At 64.9% G+C, this 17,460-nt stretch carries 15 protein-coding genes, 1 pseudogene and 1 riboswitch; of the genes and pseudogenes, 6 read left to right on the forward strand and 10 right to left on the reverse strand.

Annotated features, from left to right (window positions below; all coding sequences use genetic code 11):
* Positions 1-65: 65 nt before the first annotated feature.
* The 4 genes from QMX78_RS01335 to QMX78_RS01350 form a co-directional block, all read right to left on the reverse strand.
* On the reverse strand, positions 66-1,436 hold the full coding sequence (locus QMX78_RS01335; protein WP_282265804.1) for a hypothetical protein: 1,371 nt from the start codon (positions 1,434-1,436) through the stop codon (positions 66-68).
* The gene (locus tag QMX78_RS01340) at positions 1,433-2,335 is read right to left on the reverse strand and encodes an ABC transporter ATP-binding protein (RefSeq protein WP_282265806.1); all 903 of its coding nucleotides are present in this window, start codon (positions 2,333-2,335) and stop codon (positions 1,433-1,435) included. The genes QMX78_RS01335 and QMX78_RS01340 overlap by 4 nt, the downstream gene beginning before the upstream one ends.
* Positions 2,332-2,724, reverse strand: a complete 393-nt coding sequence (locus QMX78_RS01345; protein WP_282265808.1) for a GntR family transcriptional regulator — start codon at positions 2,722-2,724, stop codon at positions 2,332-2,334. Before QMX78_RS01345 ends, QMX78_RS01340 begins: the two co-directional genes overlap by 4 nt.
* A gap of 75 nt (positions 2,725-2,799) precedes the next feature.
* Positions 2,800-3,612 (reverse strand): M23 family metallopeptidase, encoded by an 813-nt coding sequence (locus QMX78_RS01350; RefSeq protein WP_282265810.1) that lies wholly within the window; start codon positions 3,610-3,612, stop codon positions 2,800-2,802.
* A 117-nt stretch (positions 3,613-3,729) separates the two neighbouring features.
* Positions 3,730-3,849: riboswitch (SAM riboswitch) on the forward strand.
* 10 nt (positions 3,850-3,859) lie between these two features.
* Between QMX78_RS01350 and QMX78_RS01355 the strand changes: the two are divergent.
* The 4 genes and pseudogenes from QMX78_RS01355 (at position 3,860) to rarD (ending at position 8,391) form a co-directional block, all read left to right on the forward strand.
* Positions 3,860-4,949 (forward strand): annotated as a pseudogene (locus QMX78_RS01355) (homoserine O-succinyltransferase).
* On the forward strand, positions 4,946-6,196 hold the full coding sequence (locus QMX78_RS01360) for an O-succinylhomoserine (thiol)-lyase (protein WP_282265814.1): 1,251 nt from the start codon (positions 4,946-4,948) through the stop codon (positions 6,194-6,196). Before QMX78_RS01355 ends, QMX78_RS01360 begins: the two are co-directional and overlap by 4 nt.
* The gene (locus QMX78_RS01365; protein WP_282265815.1) at positions 6,193-7,260 is read left to right on the forward strand and encodes a homoserine dehydrogenase; all 1,068 of its coding nucleotides are present in this window, start codon (positions 6,193-6,195) and stop codon (positions 7,258-7,260) included. The genes QMX78_RS01360 and QMX78_RS01365 overlap by 4 nt, the downstream gene beginning before the upstream one ends.
* A gap of 249 nt (positions 7,261-7,509) precedes the next feature.
* On the forward strand, positions 7,510-8,391 hold the full coding sequence (rarD, locus tag QMX78_RS01370; RefSeq protein WP_282265817.1) for an EamA family transporter RarD: 882 nt from the start codon (positions 7,510-7,512) through the stop codon (positions 8,389-8,391).
* Positions 8,392-8,395: 4 nt separating this feature from the next.
* Here rarD and QMX78_RS01375 read toward each other — a convergent pair whose 3' ends face one another.
* The 3 genes from QMX78_RS01375 to QMX78_RS01385 all read right to left on the reverse strand — a co-directional run bounded on the left by QMX78_RS01375 (position 8,396) and on the right by QMX78_RS01385 (position 11,414).
* The gene (locus tag QMX78_RS01375; protein ID WP_282265818.1) at positions 8,396-9,190 is read right to left on the reverse strand and encodes a hypothetical protein; all 795 of its coding nucleotides are present in this window, start codon (positions 9,188-9,190) and stop codon (positions 8,396-8,398) included.
* Positions 9,191-9,394: 204 nt separating this feature from the next.
* A complete protein-coding gene (locus QMX78_RS01380) occupies positions 9,395-9,985 on the reverse strand; it encodes a hypothetical protein (RefSeq protein WP_282265820.1) in 591 nt (196 codons plus the stop codon).
* 46 nt (positions 9,986-10,031) lie between these two features.
* Positions 10,032-11,414, reverse strand: a complete 1,383-nt coding sequence (locus QMX78_RS01385; protein ID WP_282265822.1) for an L-serine ammonia-lyase — start codon at positions 11,412-11,414, stop codon at positions 10,032-10,034.
* A gap of 95 nt (positions 11,415-11,509) precedes the next feature.
* Between QMX78_RS01385 and QMX78_RS01390 the strand changes: the two genes are divergently transcribed.
* The gene (locus QMX78_RS01390) at positions 11,510-11,740 is read left to right on the forward strand and encodes a glutaredoxin family protein (RefSeq protein ID WP_282265824.1); all 231 of its coding nucleotides are present in this window, start codon (positions 11,510-11,512) and stop codon (positions 11,738-11,740) included.
* Between the two features lie 157 nt (positions 11,741-11,897).
* Here the strand turns inward: QMX78_RS01390 and QMX78_RS01395 are convergent, their stop codons facing one another.
* The 3 genes from QMX78_RS01395 to QMX78_RS01405 are packed head-to-tail and all read right to left on the reverse strand — an operon-like array spanning position 11,898 to position 13,728.
* Positions 11,898-12,470 carry a YceI family protein gene (locus QMX78_RS01395; protein WP_282265826.1) on the reverse strand — a complete coding sequence of 191 codons (573 nt, stop codon included), beginning with the start codon at positions 12,468-12,470 and terminating at the stop codon, positions 11,898-11,900.
* The gene (locus QMX78_RS01400) at positions 12,467-13,045 is read right to left on the reverse strand and encodes a cytochrome b (protein ID WP_282265828.1); all 579 of its coding nucleotides are present in this window, start codon (positions 13,043-13,045) and stop codon (positions 12,467-12,469) included. Before QMX78_RS01400 ends, QMX78_RS01395 begins: the two co-directional genes overlap by 4 nt.
* Positions 13,042-13,728 carry a YceI family protein gene (locus QMX78_RS01405; RefSeq protein WP_343239144.1) on the reverse strand — a complete coding sequence of 229 codons (687 nt, stop codon included), beginning with the start codon at positions 13,726-13,728 and terminating at the stop codon, positions 13,042-13,044. Before QMX78_RS01405 ends, QMX78_RS01400 begins: the two co-directional genes overlap by 4 nt.
* Positions 13,729-13,910: 182 nt before the next feature.
* On the opposite strand from QMX78_RS01405, the gene QMX78_RS01410 reads away from it, so the two are divergent.
* On the forward strand, positions 13,911-17,441 hold the full coding sequence (locus QMX78_RS01410; RefSeq protein ID WP_282265830.1) for an ATP-binding protein: 3,531 nt from the start codon (positions 13,911-13,913) through the stop codon (positions 17,439-17,441).
* Positions 17,442-17,460 lie beyond the last annotated feature (19 nt).

Raw genomic sequence — 17,460 nt, forward strand, 5'->3', positions numbered from 1 at the left:
ACGAATGAACCGGCGATTATACCTGTCCGCCGCCCACGGCTGCGGGACGCCGTGGGCGGATCGGTTCAGTTCTGCAGCCAGGGGTGGGGGCGGCTACTCAGCCAACGGATGGCGAGGGCGGAGGCCAGTGCTCCTCCCAGCATTGCGATTGACCATGCAGACAGCAGCCAGGCTGGCGCCGGTCGTGGCAGAGCGGTCGCCACCAGTGCGACCGGAAGCACCACCATCAGGGCGATCTGCAGGGCGCGACCGAGGCGACCCTGCAGGGCGAACAAGCTGGTCGCATGCAGCCAGAGCAACGCGCTGGTGCAACTCCAGAGCAGTACCAGTGCATAGTTCCTGCCGGCTCCAAGCAATGCAGCGGTAGCTGCCAGCACCAAGATCGCCGGGGCTGCACGCAGCAGCATCTGTCGGCCCAACTGGTTGGCCAAGGCCTTGGCCGGGCGTCGTGGAAGGCCTGGCAGCAGGGCCGGCTCGTGCAGGCCCTGTGCGGGGCGGCGCACCAGCGTATGCAGTCGCATCATCGGCGGAAACGCGACGACCACCACCAGAAGCGGAATGAACAGCAGTGCCGTGCTGGCGACATCCTGTTTGTTCATCAGCAGCCACAGTATTGCGACACCGAGGATGGGCAGTTGGCCGCGCAGCCAGCTTCGGGCGGTGGGGCGGCCGAAGCCAGGGCCAAGCGCGATCGAAAGCGCCTGGTCGGTGTGGCGGCGCAGCTCATGGCCGACCGGCGTGCCTTCGCCGAACAGAGCCTGTGCCGAGGTGTCGTCGCTGCGGCTCAGGCGGTCCTGGCTCAACAACTGTGCGATCGAGGTAGTCCATTGCGTGCTTGCGGGTTGCTTTCGCATCCCCCAGCAGAAAGCGGCGACAGCCAGCAGCAGCAAGGTAGCGGTAGCAGTGAGGCTTAACAGCGGGGTGTTGCTGATCGTGCTCCACGCGTTATCGGTATGCTCCAACAGCCAATCCAGGGCGTAGCCCAGCGGCAGCAATACCCAGACGATCCAGGGCGGCATGGACACCCAGGCCAGGCCCAGCAGCAGAGCGTTGAGCAGTACAAGCAGGTTGAGCGCTACATGCGTGTCGCCAACCGCGGCCATCAGTCCCGTCGGGACCAGTACACCCAGCAACAGGGCCATCGCAACCTGTCGAAATGCCTGTTGCGCAATATTGGGCAATCGCAGCCGGGATGCCAGCAGGGTCGTGCCGATCAGGCGACCACCGCCCAGCATTGCCCAGAACAGTACTGTGCATGCGCACAGCGCCAGGTGCAGCGGAAATGCCTTGGACAAGCCGCTGCCAAGCAGCGGTAGCGCCAGTGCCAGCAGCCAGCCAAGGCCGAGCAGCAGGTTGGTCCAGCTGGCGGAGGCCAGCACCGTGCGGAGCGTCGTCCACGGCCGTGCCGCCGGAGTGGTCTGCAGGGTGGCGTTCATTCGGCGATCTCGATGAACAGATCTTCAAGCCCCATGCGGTCCACGCGCAGTCCGTCTATCAGCAGAAGCTCACCTGGCAGGTTCTGCTTGTCGATCAGCAGGCTGAGTGTGCCGTCGTTGAGCTGGCGGCGCAGCAGTTCGCCCGGCAGGCACTGCGGCAGGCTCTCAGCCACGACGGCCGGCAACAGCAGGCGGACGATCCGCTCCTTCAATTCGTCCAATGGCTGGTTGAGCATGATCCCGCCACGGTGAAGCAGCGCGACATGGGAGGCGACGCGTTCCAGGTCGCTGATGATGTGGCTGGAAAACAGCACCGTGGCTTCGTTGTCGATGGCCTGCTCGATGATGTCGCGCATCAACTCCCGGCGTGCGATGGGGTCCAGCGCGGATGCGGGTTCATCGAGCACCAGCAATGCAGGGCGCGGAGCTAGTGCCCGGATCAGCGCCAGGCGCTGGGCCTGGCCCGGCGACAATTTCGCGATGCTGCGGTCGGGATCCAGTTCCCATCGCTTGAGCAGCGTATTGGCGTAACTGCGGTCCCAACTGGGATACAACTGGCCCAGGTACGCGAACAGTTGCCCAATCTTCATCCACGCGAACGATTGCGGCTGCTGCGGGACATAGGCAACGCGCATTTTTCGTGCATCGTCCATGTCGAGTGCCGGGGCACCCATCACCATTGCCTGGCCCGATTGCGGTTGCAGCAAACCGAGCATGCAGCCGATCAGGCTGCTTTTACCAGCGCCGTTGCGGCCGATCAGGCCCAGTACCTGTCCGCGGGGCAATTGCAGGCTGACATCGCGTAATACCGCATGCTTGCCATAGCGCAGCTGCAGCGCGTGTGCTTGCAGCGGCATGCTCAGATCAAGTGCGGCGGCGGGTAGGGTCATTGCGTTCATGTCGATTCCTTTTCGAGCAGTTGCTGCAGCCGCGCCAGGACGCGGTCGGTGGGGAGTTCCAGTTGCATGCAGTGGCGGGCCAGTTCCTGCAGCAGGGGGTCGGCCTGCAGCAGGCGCTGGTCGAGGCTGTCGCCACCAGAACGCCGACTGGCGACCGCCATACCCTTGCCGCGCAGTCGTTCCAGCAATCCTTCGGTTTCCAATTGGCTGTAGGCGCGGGACACCGTCATGGGGTTGATTGCATGCGCAGATGCCACTTCACGTACGGAAGGCAGCAGGGTTCCTGCCGGCAGTTGCCCGGCGCTGATCATTCGTCGCAGCTGTTCGGCGATCTGCCGGTAGATCGGCTCGGCCGCTTGCGGGGCTATGTGCAGTGCTTTTGCGTCCATGTGTATCAATACATCAATACACTAGGTATTTGTCAAGCCTTTCCTGTCTGCCGTGCCACCCAGGGGCTCAATAGTTCAGGGAATTTGACGGGGAAATTTCAGCTCGCCGCGGGCGCTGCCCATTCGGAACGGGATTGAGCGTAGCGCCAGCCCGGTATTAACCTGCACCACGAAATGCAGGTGCGGGCCGCTGCTGTGACCGGTGTTTCCGGACAACGCGATGCCTTGTCCGGCGGCCACGGCTTGGCCTGGGCGGACGCTGGCGCTGCCTGCCTGCAGGTGCGCATACAGCGCCATGCTGCCGTCGCTGTGCAGGATGCGCAGCAGGCTGCCTTGCTCGCGGCTATCGACGACCTGCATCACCTGGCCGGCGCGGGCGGCCAATACCGGTGTGCCCTCAGGTAGCGGGAAATCCACGGCATACAGATTCTGTGCATCGGTATGGCTGTAGTGGCCGGCGAACGCCTGGCTGACCCGAATGCTGGCGCTCTGCAGCGGCAATAGATAGAGATGATCCTGCGGCTGTGCTGCCGGGTCGCCAGGAAACGCGTCCAGGGCCAAGCGCAGTGGATTGCCATCATCTTCTGCCAGCCACAACAGGCTGCGTTTCTCTCCTGCGGCCAGCACGGTGGCGGCAGGTGCCCGGCTATCGCCCTGCAGGCGGACCTGCACAGGTCCAGCGGTCAGGTTGCTGACCACGGCGCTGCGTCCGCCTGCACGTGCCTGCAACTGCAGGCTGGCGAAGGCGTCCGAGCTGGACGCCGCTACGGCAGGTGCCGATGCAGTGGGGAGTCCCCAGGCTTCACGCCAGCGACTGCTTGGACTTGCTTCGGCGCCGCTGGCGCATAGCAGTGCCAGCGACAGCAGTACAGGAATGGTGCGGGGCACAGTGTGGTGTCCTTGGGGCAGTGCCTGATTGTGCCTGTTTGGTTGCCCTGGAAACTTATTCATCTCTTTATGCGAATAAAGCGATTGACAGGCGGAAGAGGGGCTGGCAATGTAGCGTCACCATCGAGACCGGCAGAGGGACAGGCCCTTTGAAGCCGGGGCAACCAGCGGACGCGCAAGCGGCTGCGTTTGGTGCCAAATCCTGCGGTGACCTCCGTGTCCGCCGAAAGATGGTTCGTTCCGTACCTTGCGTACGGCGAACACGAGCTCCGCGAAAGCTCGATGGCCGCTCCTTATCGGATACCGCCATGAGTTTCGCCACCGCTACCGCAGCTCCGCTTTTTCCTGTTGCTTCCCTCGACCGTATTGATGACGGCGTGTCTGCCGTGCGCGGTGAGATCGAGCTGCAGCTGCGCATGTGTCACGCAGGCCAGCGTGCGCTGCGCCTGCGCTATGAGCTGGTGGGCGCTGCCAACGCACCGGTGGTATTGGTGGCGGGCGGTATTTCCGCACACCGTCATCTCGCTGCGAATGCAGGCTATGCCGAAAAAGGCTGGGCAGAGGGCCTGGTCGGCGCTGGTCGCGCACTGGATCCGGCGTATCGTCGCTTGCTTGGTTTTGATTTCCTCGGTGCCGACGGCGAGCTGGATGCTCCCATCGATACCGCTGATCAGGCCGATGCCATCGCCGCCTTGCTGGACGCACTGCGCATCGAACAGTTGCACGGCTTCGTCGGCTATTCCTACGGCGCCTTGGTTGGCCTGCAACTGGCGATTCGCCATCCGCGCCGCCTGCACAAGCTGATCGCGGTCAGCGGTGCGCATCGTCCGCATCCATATGCATCCGCGTGGCGCGCGCTGCAGCGGCGCGCAGTCGCCCTCGGCCAACTGCAATGTGCGGAGAGCCATGGCCTGGCGCTGGCGCGCCAGTTCGCCATGCTCAGCTACCGCACCCCGGAAGAATTTGGTGAGCGCTTCGATGCGCCACCGGAAGTCGTCAATGGCCGTGTGCGTGTCGCCGCCGAGGATTACCTCGACGCAGCGGGCGCGCAGTACGTCGCCCGTACCCGGGTCAACGCCTACCTGCGTCTGTCCGAATCCATCGATCTGCACCGGGTTGATCCGGCTGCCGTCAGCGTGCCGACCCTGGTGGTCGCGGTTGAAGGTGACCGGCTGGTGCCGCTGTCGGACCTGGTCGCGCTGGTCGAAGGCCTGGGCCAGCGCGGCAGCCTGCGCGTGCTGCGCTCGCCTTATGGCCACGACGCCTTCCTCAAAGAAACCGATCGCATCGACGCGATCCTCGCCACTGCCCTACGCCTGCCCGGAGAAACCGCATGAGCCTGTCCCACACTTCCGATATCTCCTGTAGCCGTGCCACGTCGGCAGTGCGTGCGGGCATCGACCGCGATACCGCCTATGGTGCGGTGACGCCGCCGATCGTGCTGTCGTCCAACTTCAGCTTCGATGGCTTCGGCAACAAGCGCCAGTACGACTACACCCGCAGTGGCAACCCGACCCGCGACCTGCTGGGCGAAGCACTGGCCGAGCTGGAAGGTGGCGCCGGCGGGGTGATCACCGCCACCGGCATGGGCGCAATCAACCTGGTGTTGAACGCCCTGCTGGAGCCGGGCGAACGCCTAGTGGTGCCGCACGATGCCTACGGCGGCAGCTGGCGCCTGTTCAATGCGCTGGCCAAAAAGGGGCACTTCGAGCTGATCACCGCCGACCTGACCGATCCGCGCTCGCTGGCCGATGCGCTGGCGCAGTCGCCCAAGCTGGTGCTGATCGAAACCCCGTCCAACCCGCTGTTGCGCATCACCGATCTGCGCTTCGTCATCGAGGCCGCACACAAGGCCGGTGCCAAGGTGGTGGTGGACAACACTTTCCTGTCGCCGGCCTTGCAGACGCCGATCGCCTTCGGTGCCGACGTGGTGCTGCATTCGACCACCAAGTACGTCAATGGCCACAGCGACGTGGTTGGCGGAGCGGTGATCGCACGCGATGCCGAGGTGCACCAGCAACTGGTGTGGTGGGCCAATGCGCTGGGCCTGACCGGTTCGCCGTTCGATGCCTTCCTGACGTTGCGCGGCCTGCGCACCCTCGATGCGCGCCTGCGCGTGCACCAGGAAAACACCAGTGCCGTGGTTGAACTGCTGGCGGCCAGCGATGCCGTTTCCAATGTGTACTACCCGGGCCTTGAGTCGCATCCGGGCCATGCTGTGGCGGCACGCCAGCAGAAGGGTTTCGGCGCGATGCTCTCGTTCGAGTTGGCCGCCTGCCAGGGCGACGATCCGTATGCAGCGGTGCGTGCCTTCCTGGATGGCCTGAATTACTTCACCCTGGCCGAATCGCTGGGTGGCGTGGAAAGCCTGGTCGCGCATCCGGCGACCATGACCCATGCCGCGATGAGCGCCGATGCGCGCGCGGCGGCCGGCATCAGCGAGTGCCTGCTGCGCCTGTCGGTCGGCATCGAGTCCAGCGAGGATCTGGTCGCCGACCTGCAGGCAGGTCTTGCGCGCGCTGCCAAGGTGATTGCCGATGCGCAGCTGGCCTCTGGCAACTGTAAAAAAACGGTGGATGCATGAGCGCGGTACTGCGTCCGCTGGAACAGCCGCAGGCGCGGCTGGTGTTGCTGGGAACCGGTACGGTCGGCTCGGCGTTTGTTGCGCGCTACCAGGCATTGCAACAGCGGCAGTTGAGCCTGCCTTCACTGCATGTGGTGGCCAACTCGCGCATCGCGCTCGCCTGTGAGGATGCACCGCATGCGGCGCTGTCGCGTGCGCGTGACGCGCAGCGGCAGGGCGATGAGCAGGTGCATCGCGAGGAAGTGGGGCGCCTGCGCGTTGGCGACATCGTGGTGGATGCCACCGCCAGCGAATCCGTCGCTGCCGACCATGCGCTGTGGTTGGCACAGGGCATTCATGTGGTGACGGCCAACAAGCTGGGCAATGGCACGGCCTTGGCGCGCGCGCAGCAGATTGGCGCCTTGGTTGCGACCGGAAACTCCCGTTACGGCGACGCGGCAACGGTCGGTGCGGGTCTGCCGCTGTTGCGCAGCATCCGCGCCCTGGTTGCCGGTGGCGACCACGTGCATGCCATCGAAGGCGTGCTGTCCGGCTCGCTGGCGTGGTTGTTCGACCGTTATGACGGCAGCCAGCCGTTCTCGGCCTGCGTGCGCGAAGCGGCCGCTGCCGGTTATACGGAGCCGGACCCGCGCATTGACCTGTCCGGTGAAGATGTACGCCGCAAGCTGCTGATCCTTGCACGTGCAGCGGGTGTGCCGCTGGAAGCCGATCAGATCAAGGTCGACTCGCTGGTGCCGGCGGCATTGGCGGTGCTGTCCGCCGACGAGGTGGATGGCGCGTTGCCGCTGCTGGACGCACCCTTGGCCGAACGCCTGCAGCAGGCACGCGCGCAGGGCCTGAAACTGTGCTTCGTGGGCCGCCTGGATGCGCAGGGGGCAAGCGTCGGTCTGCGTGCACTGCCGCAGTCCCATGCACTGGCTGGCGGCAGCGGCACTGACAATCGTGTGGCGATTCATAGTGACCGTTACAACAACCAGCCGCTGCTGATCCAGGGACCGGGCGCAGGTGCCGAAGTGACAGCTGCAGCCTTGTTGGACGATGTGCTGAGCATCGTCAATCGCTGAGTGTCGCTGCAGCACCCTTTGCGTGCTGCAACGTCGATTCGTTGCCGATCCAGGCCGGCTGCTGCGGAGTGGGTGATGCCCGGTATCGGCTCGCACTCGCGCAGACTCCGGATCGGTGGCAAGCACTCCCTTCGAAGCTGGCGCTGCAACGTTCTGGCTTTATGATGCCGGGGTGTTGGCGTCATGGCGTCAACGTTGCCATTTCGTGCAGCCCGCAGGCTGCCGGTTTCTTGCTCTGACAGGTGTGCTGTGTCCAAAGGTGTTCTGGTTTCGCTGGCAGCGTCCCTGCTGTTCGGTCTGATGTACTACGCCAGCCCGCAGCTGGCACCGCTGCAGGGTGGCGACATTTTTGGCTGGCGCGTGTTGTTCGCGGTGCCGTTGGTGGCACTGATGCTGCATGTGAGCGACGAGAAGACATTGATCATCGATACCCTGCGACGCCTGCGGGTTGAGCGTCGGCTGTGGTGGGCGTTGCCGCTGTGCGCGGGCATGGTCGGGGTGCAGCTGTGGTTGTTCCTGTGGGCGCCGTTGCACGGCCGCGCGCTGCAGGTATCGATGGGTTACTTCCTGCTGCCCCTGGTGATGGTGCTGCTCGGGCGCGTGGTCTATGGCGAGCGTCTGTCCGTCCTGCAGAAACTGGCGGTGGCCAGTGCCGCGCTGGGCGTGGGATGGGCTTTGCTGCGCAACCACGGGTTGTCCTGGGAAATGCTGCTGGTGGCGCTGGGTTATCCGGCCTATTTCCTGCTGCGTCGGCATCTGCGCATTGGCCATCTGGGTGGCTTCTGGGTGGAATTGGTGCTGTTGCTGCCGGTGGCTTTCTGGGCGGCGATTGGTGACGGCCAGCAACTGCTGGCAGCGCTGGCGCAGAAGCCAGCCCTGTACGCCTTGATCCCGCTGCTCGGGGCGATCAGCGCGGTGGCGTTGATGTGCTACATGCTGGCCTCGAAGATGCTGTCATTCAGCCTGTTTGGCCTGCTTACCTATGTGGAGCCGGTGTTGCTGATGCTGGCGGCCTTGCTGCTCGGCGAGAGCGTAGGCCACGGGCAGTGGCCGACCTATGTGGCGATCTGGCTGGCGGTGGCGCTGTTGGCCCTGGAGGGCATGCTGAAGCTGGGCAGACGCGGTGCCTGAGTGCTCAGCCGCGCTTGGCCCTGGCGGCAAGGTGCTGCAGGACTGCCTCACGACTCATGCGTGCACCATCGCTGTCGACGGCGGTGAAGTCGACCCCGTTTTCCCAAAGCTGCGGGGCGAACAGCACCGCGATGTCTTCGGAGGCAGTCTGCGTCTGCAGGTTCAACAAGCGCTGGTTGAAGCCGGCAGCGCGCAGCCACGCGTTGTAGCTGGAGTTGTGCTCGGTAGCGAACTGGACCTGGTAATGGCACTCCTTGCGCTCCGCCTCCTCGGGGCGGGCATCACACTGCGGATTCCATTGGTGCAGGCCGATCACTGCATCGGCCTCCAGCTGCCGTTGGTTGGCGGCAGCCCAAAGTGCCACGCACATGCTGGCGCAGTGCGAGCGGACCCGCACCGTGAGGTTGTTGCGGTTGATCAGGCGTGCTGCTTCCAGCCCCGGGTTGGCATAGCCGCCACCGCTGGTGATATCGATGCGACGCACACTTGGATTGGCGTCCAGTAGCGTCTTCATCTGGGTGGCAAAGTTCCTGCCGACACTACCTTCGATGCGCAATACATTGCCGCCTTCCTGTACCGACATCCGCGCCTCGTCGATGTTGGCTATCGTCGTGGACTTTTCGCCCTGGATCACCAGCGCTGCAGGGCCTGCGTGCGGCGATGCGGTGGCAGGTGCTGCGACATCGGGTGCTGCTGTGGCTGTATCCGTTGCTGGAGGAGCCGGCTTGCGATTGCCAACGTAGTACGCCAGCAACAGCAGGGCCACCGCAGCAAGCACCAGCTTGATCAGGGTTGCCATGCCATTGCCGGGCGCGGAGGTACGTGCTGCCGTACGTGGGCGTCGTAGCGGTGCCTGCTCGCCAGATTCCTTTCCGCCGTGCATCTGCTTCCCCTGAAGCTGCATTGTGATGCGCGATTCTGGTGTAACGGAAGGAGGCATTGCAATACGCTCGTGCTGCGGATCGGAAGCGCTCGTTTCGAACTTGTCTCCGTGTGCTTGCGGCTAGTGAGGGCGGCCGCGTCGGCGCCACAGCGTATGGGCCAACATCGCCAGCAGTAGCAGGATGGCCAAGGGCAGGACCAGCAACAGGTTGAGCAGCCCGCTCCACCAGGCCAGATCAAGCTGCCAGCTGTTCCATGCCTTGCCATTGGTGACTCTGATTACCACGGCCATGTCCATGCCGGTGACTACAGGCGGCGGTGCGATCACTTGGCCTGCGAGCCGGTAGCGTCCGGGTGGGATTGAGAGCAGGGGCTGAGTGCAGCTGACGGTGTGGCTCGACCAGCTGTCGACGCGATGGAAAAGACTGGTGCCGGCGGCAAGCTGTTGCCCGTCGTTCGCCAGTAATCGCCACTGCAGCGTGACTGCACCGGTGTCTGGCGTTGCTTGCTTCCATGGAGCGATGCGGCGCTTGAACTCCTCGTCGCCCAAGCTGCCTGGATGGAAGTCGAGATTCAATGCCCAGTGTTCGTGTACACGGATGCTGATGGGAATGTCAAAGCTGCCATCGGTGGCGATGGCGCCTTGGCCGGGTGCGGCGGTCCAATAGCTGCTCCACAGCCAGCTGGCGCCCAGCCAAAGCAGCAGAAACAACAGCAGGCGCCAGCCCCAACGGGGCCAGCGCCGGTTTACCCGCAGATCAGCACTCGATGACGTTGACGGCAAGGCCGCCACGGCTGGTTTCCTTGTACTTGTCCTGCATGTCGCGGCCGGTGTCGCGCATGGTCTTGATCACCTTGTCCAGTGAGACCTTGTGCTTGCCGTCGCCGCGCATGGCCATGCGGCTGGCGTTGATCGCCTTCACCGAGCCCATCGCGTTGCGTTCGATGCAGGGGATCTGCACCAGCCCGCCGATCGGGTCGCAGGTCAGGCCGAGGTTGTGCTCCATGCCGATCTCGGCAGCGTTCTCGATCTGGCCGGGGTTGCCGCCCAGTGCTGCCATCAGGCCACCGGCCGCCATCGAGCAGGCCACGCCGACTTCGCCCTGGCAACCGACTTCAGCACCGCTGATCGAGGCGTTTTCCTTGTACAGGATGCCGATGGCGGCAGCGGTCAACAGGAAGTTGAACACGCCCTGCTCGTTGCTGCCTGGGCAGAAACGGTCGTAGTAATGCAGTACCGACGGAATGATGCCGGCTGCGCCGTTGGTGGGCGCGGTGACCACGCGGCCACCGGCGGCGTTTTCCTCGTTGACCGCCAATGCGTACAGATTGACCCAGTCCAGCGTGGTCAGCGGGTCGCGCATGGCTGCCTCGGGGCGCGAGGACAGTTCGCGGTACAGCGTGGGCGCGCGGCGGCTGACATGCAGGCCGCCGGGCAGGGTGCCTTCGGAACGGATGCCGCGGGTAACGCAGGACTGCATCGCGTCCCAGATCTCGCGCAGGCCGGCGCGGATCTCATCCTCGCTGCGCCAGCACTTCTCGTTCTCGTACATCATCTGGGCGATGCTCAGGCCGCTGCGCGCGGCCTGCGCCAGCAGCTCGTCGCCGCTTTTGAACGGGTAGGGGATCGGCGTCTGGTCCGGCACGATGCGGTCATCGGCGGCATCATCTTCATTCACCACGAAGCCGCCACCGACCGAGTAGTAATCGCGGGTGGCGATGATCTGGTCGTCGGCATCGTAGGCGGTGAAGCGCATGCCGTTGGTGTGGTACGGCAGCTTCTGGCGCTTGTTCAGGGCCAGGTCGCGCTTCTCGTCGAAGGCGATCTCGCGCTGGCCCATCAACTTGATGCGCTTGCTGCTGCGGATGCGTTCCAGCGTGGCCGGGATGATGTCCGGGTCGATCTCGTTGGGGCGATTGCCTTCCAGGCCCAGCAGTACTGCCTTGTCGGTGCCATGGCCGCGCCCGGTCAGGGCCAGCGAACCGAACACTTCGGCGCGGATGCGCACGGTGTTGTCCAACTGGCCCGGATCCAGCAGCCAGCGGTGGACGAAGCGCTCGGCCGCGCGCATCGGACCAACAGTGTGTGACGAACTCGGGCCGATGCCGATCTTGAACAGGTCGAACGTACTGACGGACATGCTGATTCTGCGTACTGCGTTGAGATGGCCGCTATTCTACGGGTTCATTGCTGCAGGCCATGTCTGCAGCGCAGCATTCCTTGCGCAGGCGCCGAATGGGATTGACCCTCTACCAACGTGATGATTGCCATCTGTGCGACCTGGCGCTGGCGGCGCTGGCGCAGGCGCGCGCGCCGGAATTCGACAGTGTGTTCATCGATGACGATGCGGCGCTGGAGGCGATGTATGGCGCACGCGTGCCGGTGTTGCGGGATGCAGGCGGCAGGGAGCTGGATTGGCCGTTTGATGCGGCGGTGTTGGCCGCGTGGTTGCCGCTACACCTGTAGTGCCGAGCCATGTTCGGCTGGGGCGTTACCGGGAAAGCCTCTGCCGGGCATGGCTCGGCATTACATGCTTGGGGTTTACCGGGAAAGCCCTTGCCGAGCATGGCTCGGCACTACATTCCCCTCTCCCGCGTGCGGTAGAGGGGGTGGGGGCAACTTCTTACTTGGCGTTCAGCTTGACGATGGTGCTGATCGCGGTTTCGTTGGGGATGGTCTTGGTGTCGGCCCAGTCGCCACCACCCACGCCGAAGTCCAGTCGCTTGACCGTGGCCTTGCCGGTCAGCACGGGCTGCGCGCCCGCTGCCCAGGTGAAGGTCAGCGTCACCGGCTTGCTGACGCCGCGCAGCTCCAGCGTGCCGTCGGCGGCGTACTGGTTGTTGCCCAGCGCGCGGAAGCCGTTGGCGGTGTAACGGGCCTGGGCGAACTGTGCGACGTTGAAGAAATCCGCGCCCTGCAGGGTGGAGTCGCGATCGGTATTGCCGCTCTTGGCACCAACCAGCGGGATGGTCACGTCCAGTTTGCCGGCAGTCGGATTGGCCGGGTCAAAGCTGACCTGGGTCTGGAAGCCGGGGAAGCTGCCGGTGAACACTTCGCCGTCATATTTGGTGGCAAACACGAGGATGGAGCCGGCGCCCGGGGCCTGCTGGTAGTCGGCGGCCATGGCCGGGGCGACGGCGAGCATGCCGGCAAGGGCGGCGGCAACAGCGGCGGGGGAGGTGAGCTTGATGTTCATGCGGAATCCTTTTGCGGAAGGTTGAGCCAGCCTTGCGGCAGCATGCGTGCCAGCGTGGCATCGCGTAGATGAATGTGGTGATAGAACGCGGCACCGGCATGTGCCAGCACCAGCAGGATCAGCGCCCAGAAGCCCCATTCGTGGATGGCATGGGAGAACTGGCTGGCCTGCTCGCTGGGGGCAACCAGCTTGGGCATTTCGACCAGCCCGAACAGCTTGAACGGACGCAGGCCACTGGCCGAGTCGTACAACCAACCCGACAACGGGATGGCGAACATCAGCACGTACAGCAGCCAATGCGTGGCCGAGGCAATGCGCTCCTGCCAGCTCGGGGTGCCAGGCACCGGTTCCGGCGCGCCGGCATACAGGCGCCACCCCAGGCGAACAATCACCAGCACCAGTACGGTGATGCCGATGGATTTGTGCATGGTGTAGATCCAGAAGTACTTCGGTGTCTTCGGGAACTCGCCCATGGTCAGGCCGACGATGCCGAGGGCCAGGATCAGCACGGCGATCAGCCAGTGCAGGCTTTTGCTGAGGCTGCCCCAGCGTTGCGCGTTGTTTTCAAGGCTCATGGGTGTTTTCCCGTTTCTGTTGCTGATTTCAGGGCCGCGTCGGCGGCGTCTTCGAGGCTGCTGTCCGGCGCGGGTGTCGGTTCGGAGGTAGCGGGCGGTGCTTCGGCACCGGCATCGCGTACGGCCTCGGCCTCGATGCGCAGTTCGACCTTGTCGCCGATCACCGAAGGCCAGGCGCTGATGCCAAAGTCGGCGCGACTGAGCGTGGTGGTCGCCGAGAACCCGGCAGTGCGCCGGAACGGTGGCAACGGATGGCGCTTGAGCGCATTGAGGGTGACCTCCAGCGCGACTTCACGGCTGACCCCGCGCAATGTCAATTGGCCGAACACACGGGCGTGGCTGGCATCAATCGGTTTGACCCGGCTGGAAACAAAGCGTGCCTGCGGGAAGCGCTCGCCATCGAGCAGGTTGCGTGCCAGCGTGGCCTGGTTCCATTTGTCATCGCCCAGGTCCAGCCGGGTGATCGGCACGGCGACGTCGAGCCTGGCGTTGGCCCAGTCCTGCGGGTCGAAGTCGAGTACGCCCTCGCTGCCTGAGACCGTGCCAAGCGCATGCGAGAAGCCGGCATGCTCGATGGAGAACAGCACCCGGGTATGCACGGGATCAAGCCGGTAGCGCTCATTGGCAGCAGTGGCGGCAAAGGAGAGCAGGCCGCAGGTCAGCAGTAGCAGGCGTGGCAGCAAGGTCCGGCTCCGGGTCGGGATAGTGGATTCTAGGCGGATGCAGGTGATGGTTTGTGCGCATATTGCGCAACGGTTTGTTACGCAGTCGGTTCAGGTGACTTTGCCCGGGGCCGGGGCCGGCGCTAAAGTCGCAGCGATTGGGGTGATGCATGTGGGGCCGCGATGGGGAGTGTCGGGCGTTGATGAAAGGGATTTTTCGGGGTGCATGGCTGACGGTGCTGGCGTTGCTGCTGTTGTGGCCGTGCTGTGCCGTGGCGCTGGATCTGGCTGAAACACCGCGCATGCGGCGTCTGGGTGTGGCGGAAGGCCTGCCGTCGCGGACCGTGCTTGCGCTGGGCCAGGATCGTCACGGCTACGTCTGGGCGGCTACCGATGACGGGCTTGCGCGCTATGACGGGACCCAGTTGCGGGTATGGCGGCACGACCCGCAGGTGTCGGGCTCGCTGCCGGGCAACACCCTGGAAACCCTGCTGATCGATGCACAGGACCGGGTCTGGGTCGGTGCCAACGGTGCCGGCCTGGCGATGCTGGATGCCAACCGACAGCGCTTCACCCGCTTCGCCGAGCTGGAGGCCATCTGCAAACAGCAGGTCTGGGCGTTGGCCATGCAGGGCAGCGACCTGTGGGTGGGTACCAGCGGCAGCGGTATCTGCCTGCGGCATGCCGATGGCCGGATCAGCCGCTACCAGCACCAGCCGGATGATCCGCGCAGCCTGCCGGACGACACCATCTACGCCTTGCTGCCCGGCAAGGACAGCAGCATGTGGATCGGTACCACCAGTGGCCTGGTGCGCTGGCGGCGGGGGGACGGCTTTGCGGCTGTGCGTTCGCCACTGCTCGAAGGCAAGGATGTGATCCGCCTGAGCGGCGACCGCGATGGCGGCATCTGGGTAGGCACCGATGCCGGCCTGTACCGGGTACTCGACGACGGTACGGTGTCGGCTGCGCCATGGCCGCAGGCGGCGCAGGCGCGTGCGGCCATGGTCCTGCATGATCGCGACGGGCGCTACTGGATGGGCAGCTCCTCCGGCCTGTATCGCGGCGATGCGCATAACCTGCAGTTGCTGGACGGCGATGGCGGCAGCGGCTTCCTGACTGCCAACAGTGGTGTGCTGGACCTGTTGCAGGATCACGAAGGCGGCATCTGGACCGCCATGTTGACCCAGGGCATGGCCTATCTGCGCCCGGACTGGTCCAGGTTTTCCAGTCACTACCAGCTCGACGGCAAGTCGCTGGAGAGCCTGTACCTGATCAATTCGGCCGCCGATGGCCAGGGCTTCCTTGTGGTCGGCGGCCATGGCCTGTACCAGTTGGATGCAGCCGGCAAGCTGTCCCAGCTGGCTGGTGATGCGCAACTCGGCCCTGGCAGTATCTGGTCGGTGCAGCGCGGCAGTGATGGGGTGATCTGGCTGGGCCGTGCCGGTGGGATCACCCTGTACCGGCCTTCGGATGGACAGGTGCGGCGGATCGATCTGGGCGTGGGCGATGATCCGACCCAACGCGCGGATCTGATGCGGCTGGCGGCTGACGGCAGCATGTGGCTGTCCATCATCAATCATGGCCTGCAGCACCGAGCGGCCGATGGCCGCTTGTTGGCGGACTATCCGCAGGGAACGGCCTCCGGCCTGCCGGAAAAGCTGGTTGAGCAGCTGCGACAGGGCGCCGATGGCAGTCTGTGGCTGGTTGGCGGCGGCGGCGTACAGCGCTTTGATGGCAAGCGTTTTGTCGTCGTGCCAGGCGTTTCGGAAGGAATGGTCTATGACCTGGTGTTCCTCGCCGATGGCAGCGCCTGGTTGGCGCGTGATGGCGCACTGGAACGCTATGGTCATGGCGCGGATGGATTCTCCCTGCTGCAGCGGCTGGGTGCCGATGAAGGTGTGCCGGCCGTGGCGATGGGTGGGCTGGTGGTAGGTTGCAGTGGCCAGTTGTGGGCGACAACGACGCGCGGACTACTGTGGTGGCAGCCGGGCGCGGCGCGGGTGCGGGTGCTGGAAGAAGGCGATGGCCTGACCGATACCGAGTTCACCGCGCGGCCACCGGCGCATGCAGGTTGCGGACGGGCATTGGCGGTGTCTGCGACAGGCCTGCTCAGCTTCAATCCCGATGCCAAGGTCACCGCGCCAGTGGGCTCGCAACTGGTGATCGAGTCGATCGGTGTGCGTCGCGACGATGCGGCACGCGAGCAGCGGCTGAAGGGGACGTCGATTCACCTTGGGCCGGAGGATCGCGATCTACGGGTGACCGGACGACTGCTGTCCTATGTCGATCCTGCGCGGCATCGTTTCCGTGTCCAGATCGAAGGCTACGACCAGAACTGGGTGGATCTGGGCAGTGATGGTGAGCGCCTGGTATCGCGCCTGCCTGCCGGCAGCTACCGGATGCAGGTGCAGGGTGCAGCCGCTGATGGTCCGTGGACGCCACCGCAGACATTGCAGATCGAAGTTGCGCCACCGTGGTGGCGCAGCAACTGGGCACTGGTGGCATGGGCGCTGCTGCTCGGAGTGTTGGCGGTGGCAGCGGTACTCGGGTACCGGCGGCGTGAGCGTCGGCGCAACGAATGGCAGTTGGCGCTGCACAAGCAGGAGTTGGCCGAACAGGCCTCGCAGGCGAAAACCCGTTTCCTGGCAACCTTGGGCCATGAGGTGCGCACGCCGTTGACCGGTGTCCTGGGCATGAGCGAGTTGTTGCTGAGCACCGACCTGGACGAACGCCAGCAGCGCTTTGCCGGTGCGATCCAGCAGGCCGGCACGCACCTGCTGGCGTTGGTCAATGACGCGCTGGACCTGGCGCGCATCGAAGCCGGCAAGCTGGAGCTCGACAATCGTCCCTTCGACCTCGGCCGCCTGCTGCAGGAAGTGAGCGCTCTGATGGCACCGATGGCGGAGCGTCGCGGGCTGGTGTTCGAGGCTGCCGCGCCATTTGCAAACCAGGTGATGGTGGTGGGTGATGCCATGCGCCTGCGACAGATCCTGATGAACCTGCTGGGCAATGCAATCAAGTTCACCGAGCGTGGCAAGGTCGCGGTGGGCGCGCAGCTGCTGCCAGGGCACGGCGGCATCTGCCTGAGCGTCAGTGATACCGGGCCGGGCATCAGTGCCGAGCAGCAGAGTCGTCTGTTCCAACGTTTTGAGCAGGCCGACGGCAACCGCACAGCATCGCGCTACGGCGGCAGTGGTCTGGGCCTGGCGATCTGCCAGGAGCTTGCCATGGCGATGGGCGGCAACATCCGCGTCGAGAGCCGCCTGGGTGAAGGCGCGTGCTTCGTGCTTGAAGTGCCGTTGCCATGGCAGCATTCGACCAGCGCCGGGGCTGTTGCTGCCGAGCCAGCGGTCGCGCTGCGGCCACTGACCATACTGCTGGTGGAAGACGATCCGACCGTGGCCCAGGTGATCACCGGTCTACTGACCGCGCGTGGCCACCGGGTGATACATGCCGCACACGGCCTGGCCGCGTTGGCCGAGGTCGGCGAGCAGGCATTCGATGTGGGTCTGCTGGACCTGGATTTGCCGGCGTTGGATGGCATCGCGCTGGCTGACCAGCTGCGTGGGTCCGGCCACCGTTTCCCGTTGATCGCGGTCACCGCGCGCGCTGACGCACAGGCCGAACAGCTGGCGCGCGCTGCAGGTATGAAGGGTTTCCTGCGCAAGCCGGTGACCGGGCAGATGCTGGTCGATGCGATCGCTGATGCGTTGGCGCCGGGACAGGCACAATAGTCGCCATCACAGGCGCGCC

This window comes from Stenotrophomonas sp. PS02298 (assembly GCF_029959445.1).
In the GTDB taxonomy this organism is placed as follows: domain Bacteria; phylum Pseudomonadota; class Gammaproteobacteria; order Xanthomonadales; family Xanthomonadaceae; genus Stenotrophomonas.

Excerpts from the sequence above, each read along its gene's own strand:
- QMX78_RS01345 (WP_282265808.1), bottom strand. The coding sequence starts at position 2,724 with ATGGACGCAAAAGCACTGCACATAGCCCCGCAAGCGGCCGAGCCGATC.
- QMX78_RS01400 (WP_282265828.1), bottom strand. The coding sequence starts at position 13,045 with ATGAGCCTTGAAAACAACGCGCAACGCTGGGGCAGCCTCAGCAAAAGC.
- QMX78_RS01360 (WP_282265814.1), top strand. The coding sequence starts at position 4,946 with ATGAGCCTGTCCCACACTTCCGATATCTCCTGTAGCCGTGCCACGTCG.
- QMX78_RS01385 (WP_282265822.1), bottom strand. The coding sequence starts at position 11,414 with ATGTCCGTCAGTACGTTCGACCTGTTCAAGATCGGCATCGGCCCGAGT.
- QMX78_RS01395 (WP_282265826.1), bottom strand. The coding sequence starts at position 12,470 with ATGAACATCAAGCTCACCTCCCCCGCCGCTGTTGCCGCCGCCCTTGCC.
- QMX78_RS01410 (WP_282265830.1), top strand. The coding sequence starts at position 13,911 with ATGAAAGGGATTTTTCGGGGTGCATGGCTGACGGTGCTGGCGTTGCTG.
- QMX78_RS01365 (WP_282265815.1), top strand. The coding sequence starts at position 6,193 with ATGAGCGCGGTACTGCGTCCGCTGGAACAGCCGCAGGCGCGGCTGGTG.
- QMX78_RS01335 (WP_282265804.1), bottom strand. The coding sequence starts at position 1,436 with ATGAACGCCACCCTGCAGACCACTCCGGCGGCACGGCCGTGGACGACG.
- QMX78_RS01340 (WP_282265806.1), bottom strand. The coding sequence starts at position 2,335 with ATGAACGCAATGACCCTACCCGCCGCCGCACTTGATCTGAGCATGCCG.
- QMX78_RS01390 (WP_282265824.1), top strand. The coding sequence starts at position 11,510 with ATGGGATTGACCCTCTACCAACGTGATGATTGCCATCTGTGCGACCTG.
- QMX78_RS01375 (WP_282265818.1), bottom strand. The coding sequence starts at position 9,190 with ATGGCAACCCTGATCAAGCTGGTGCTTGCTGCGGTGGCCCTGCTGTTG.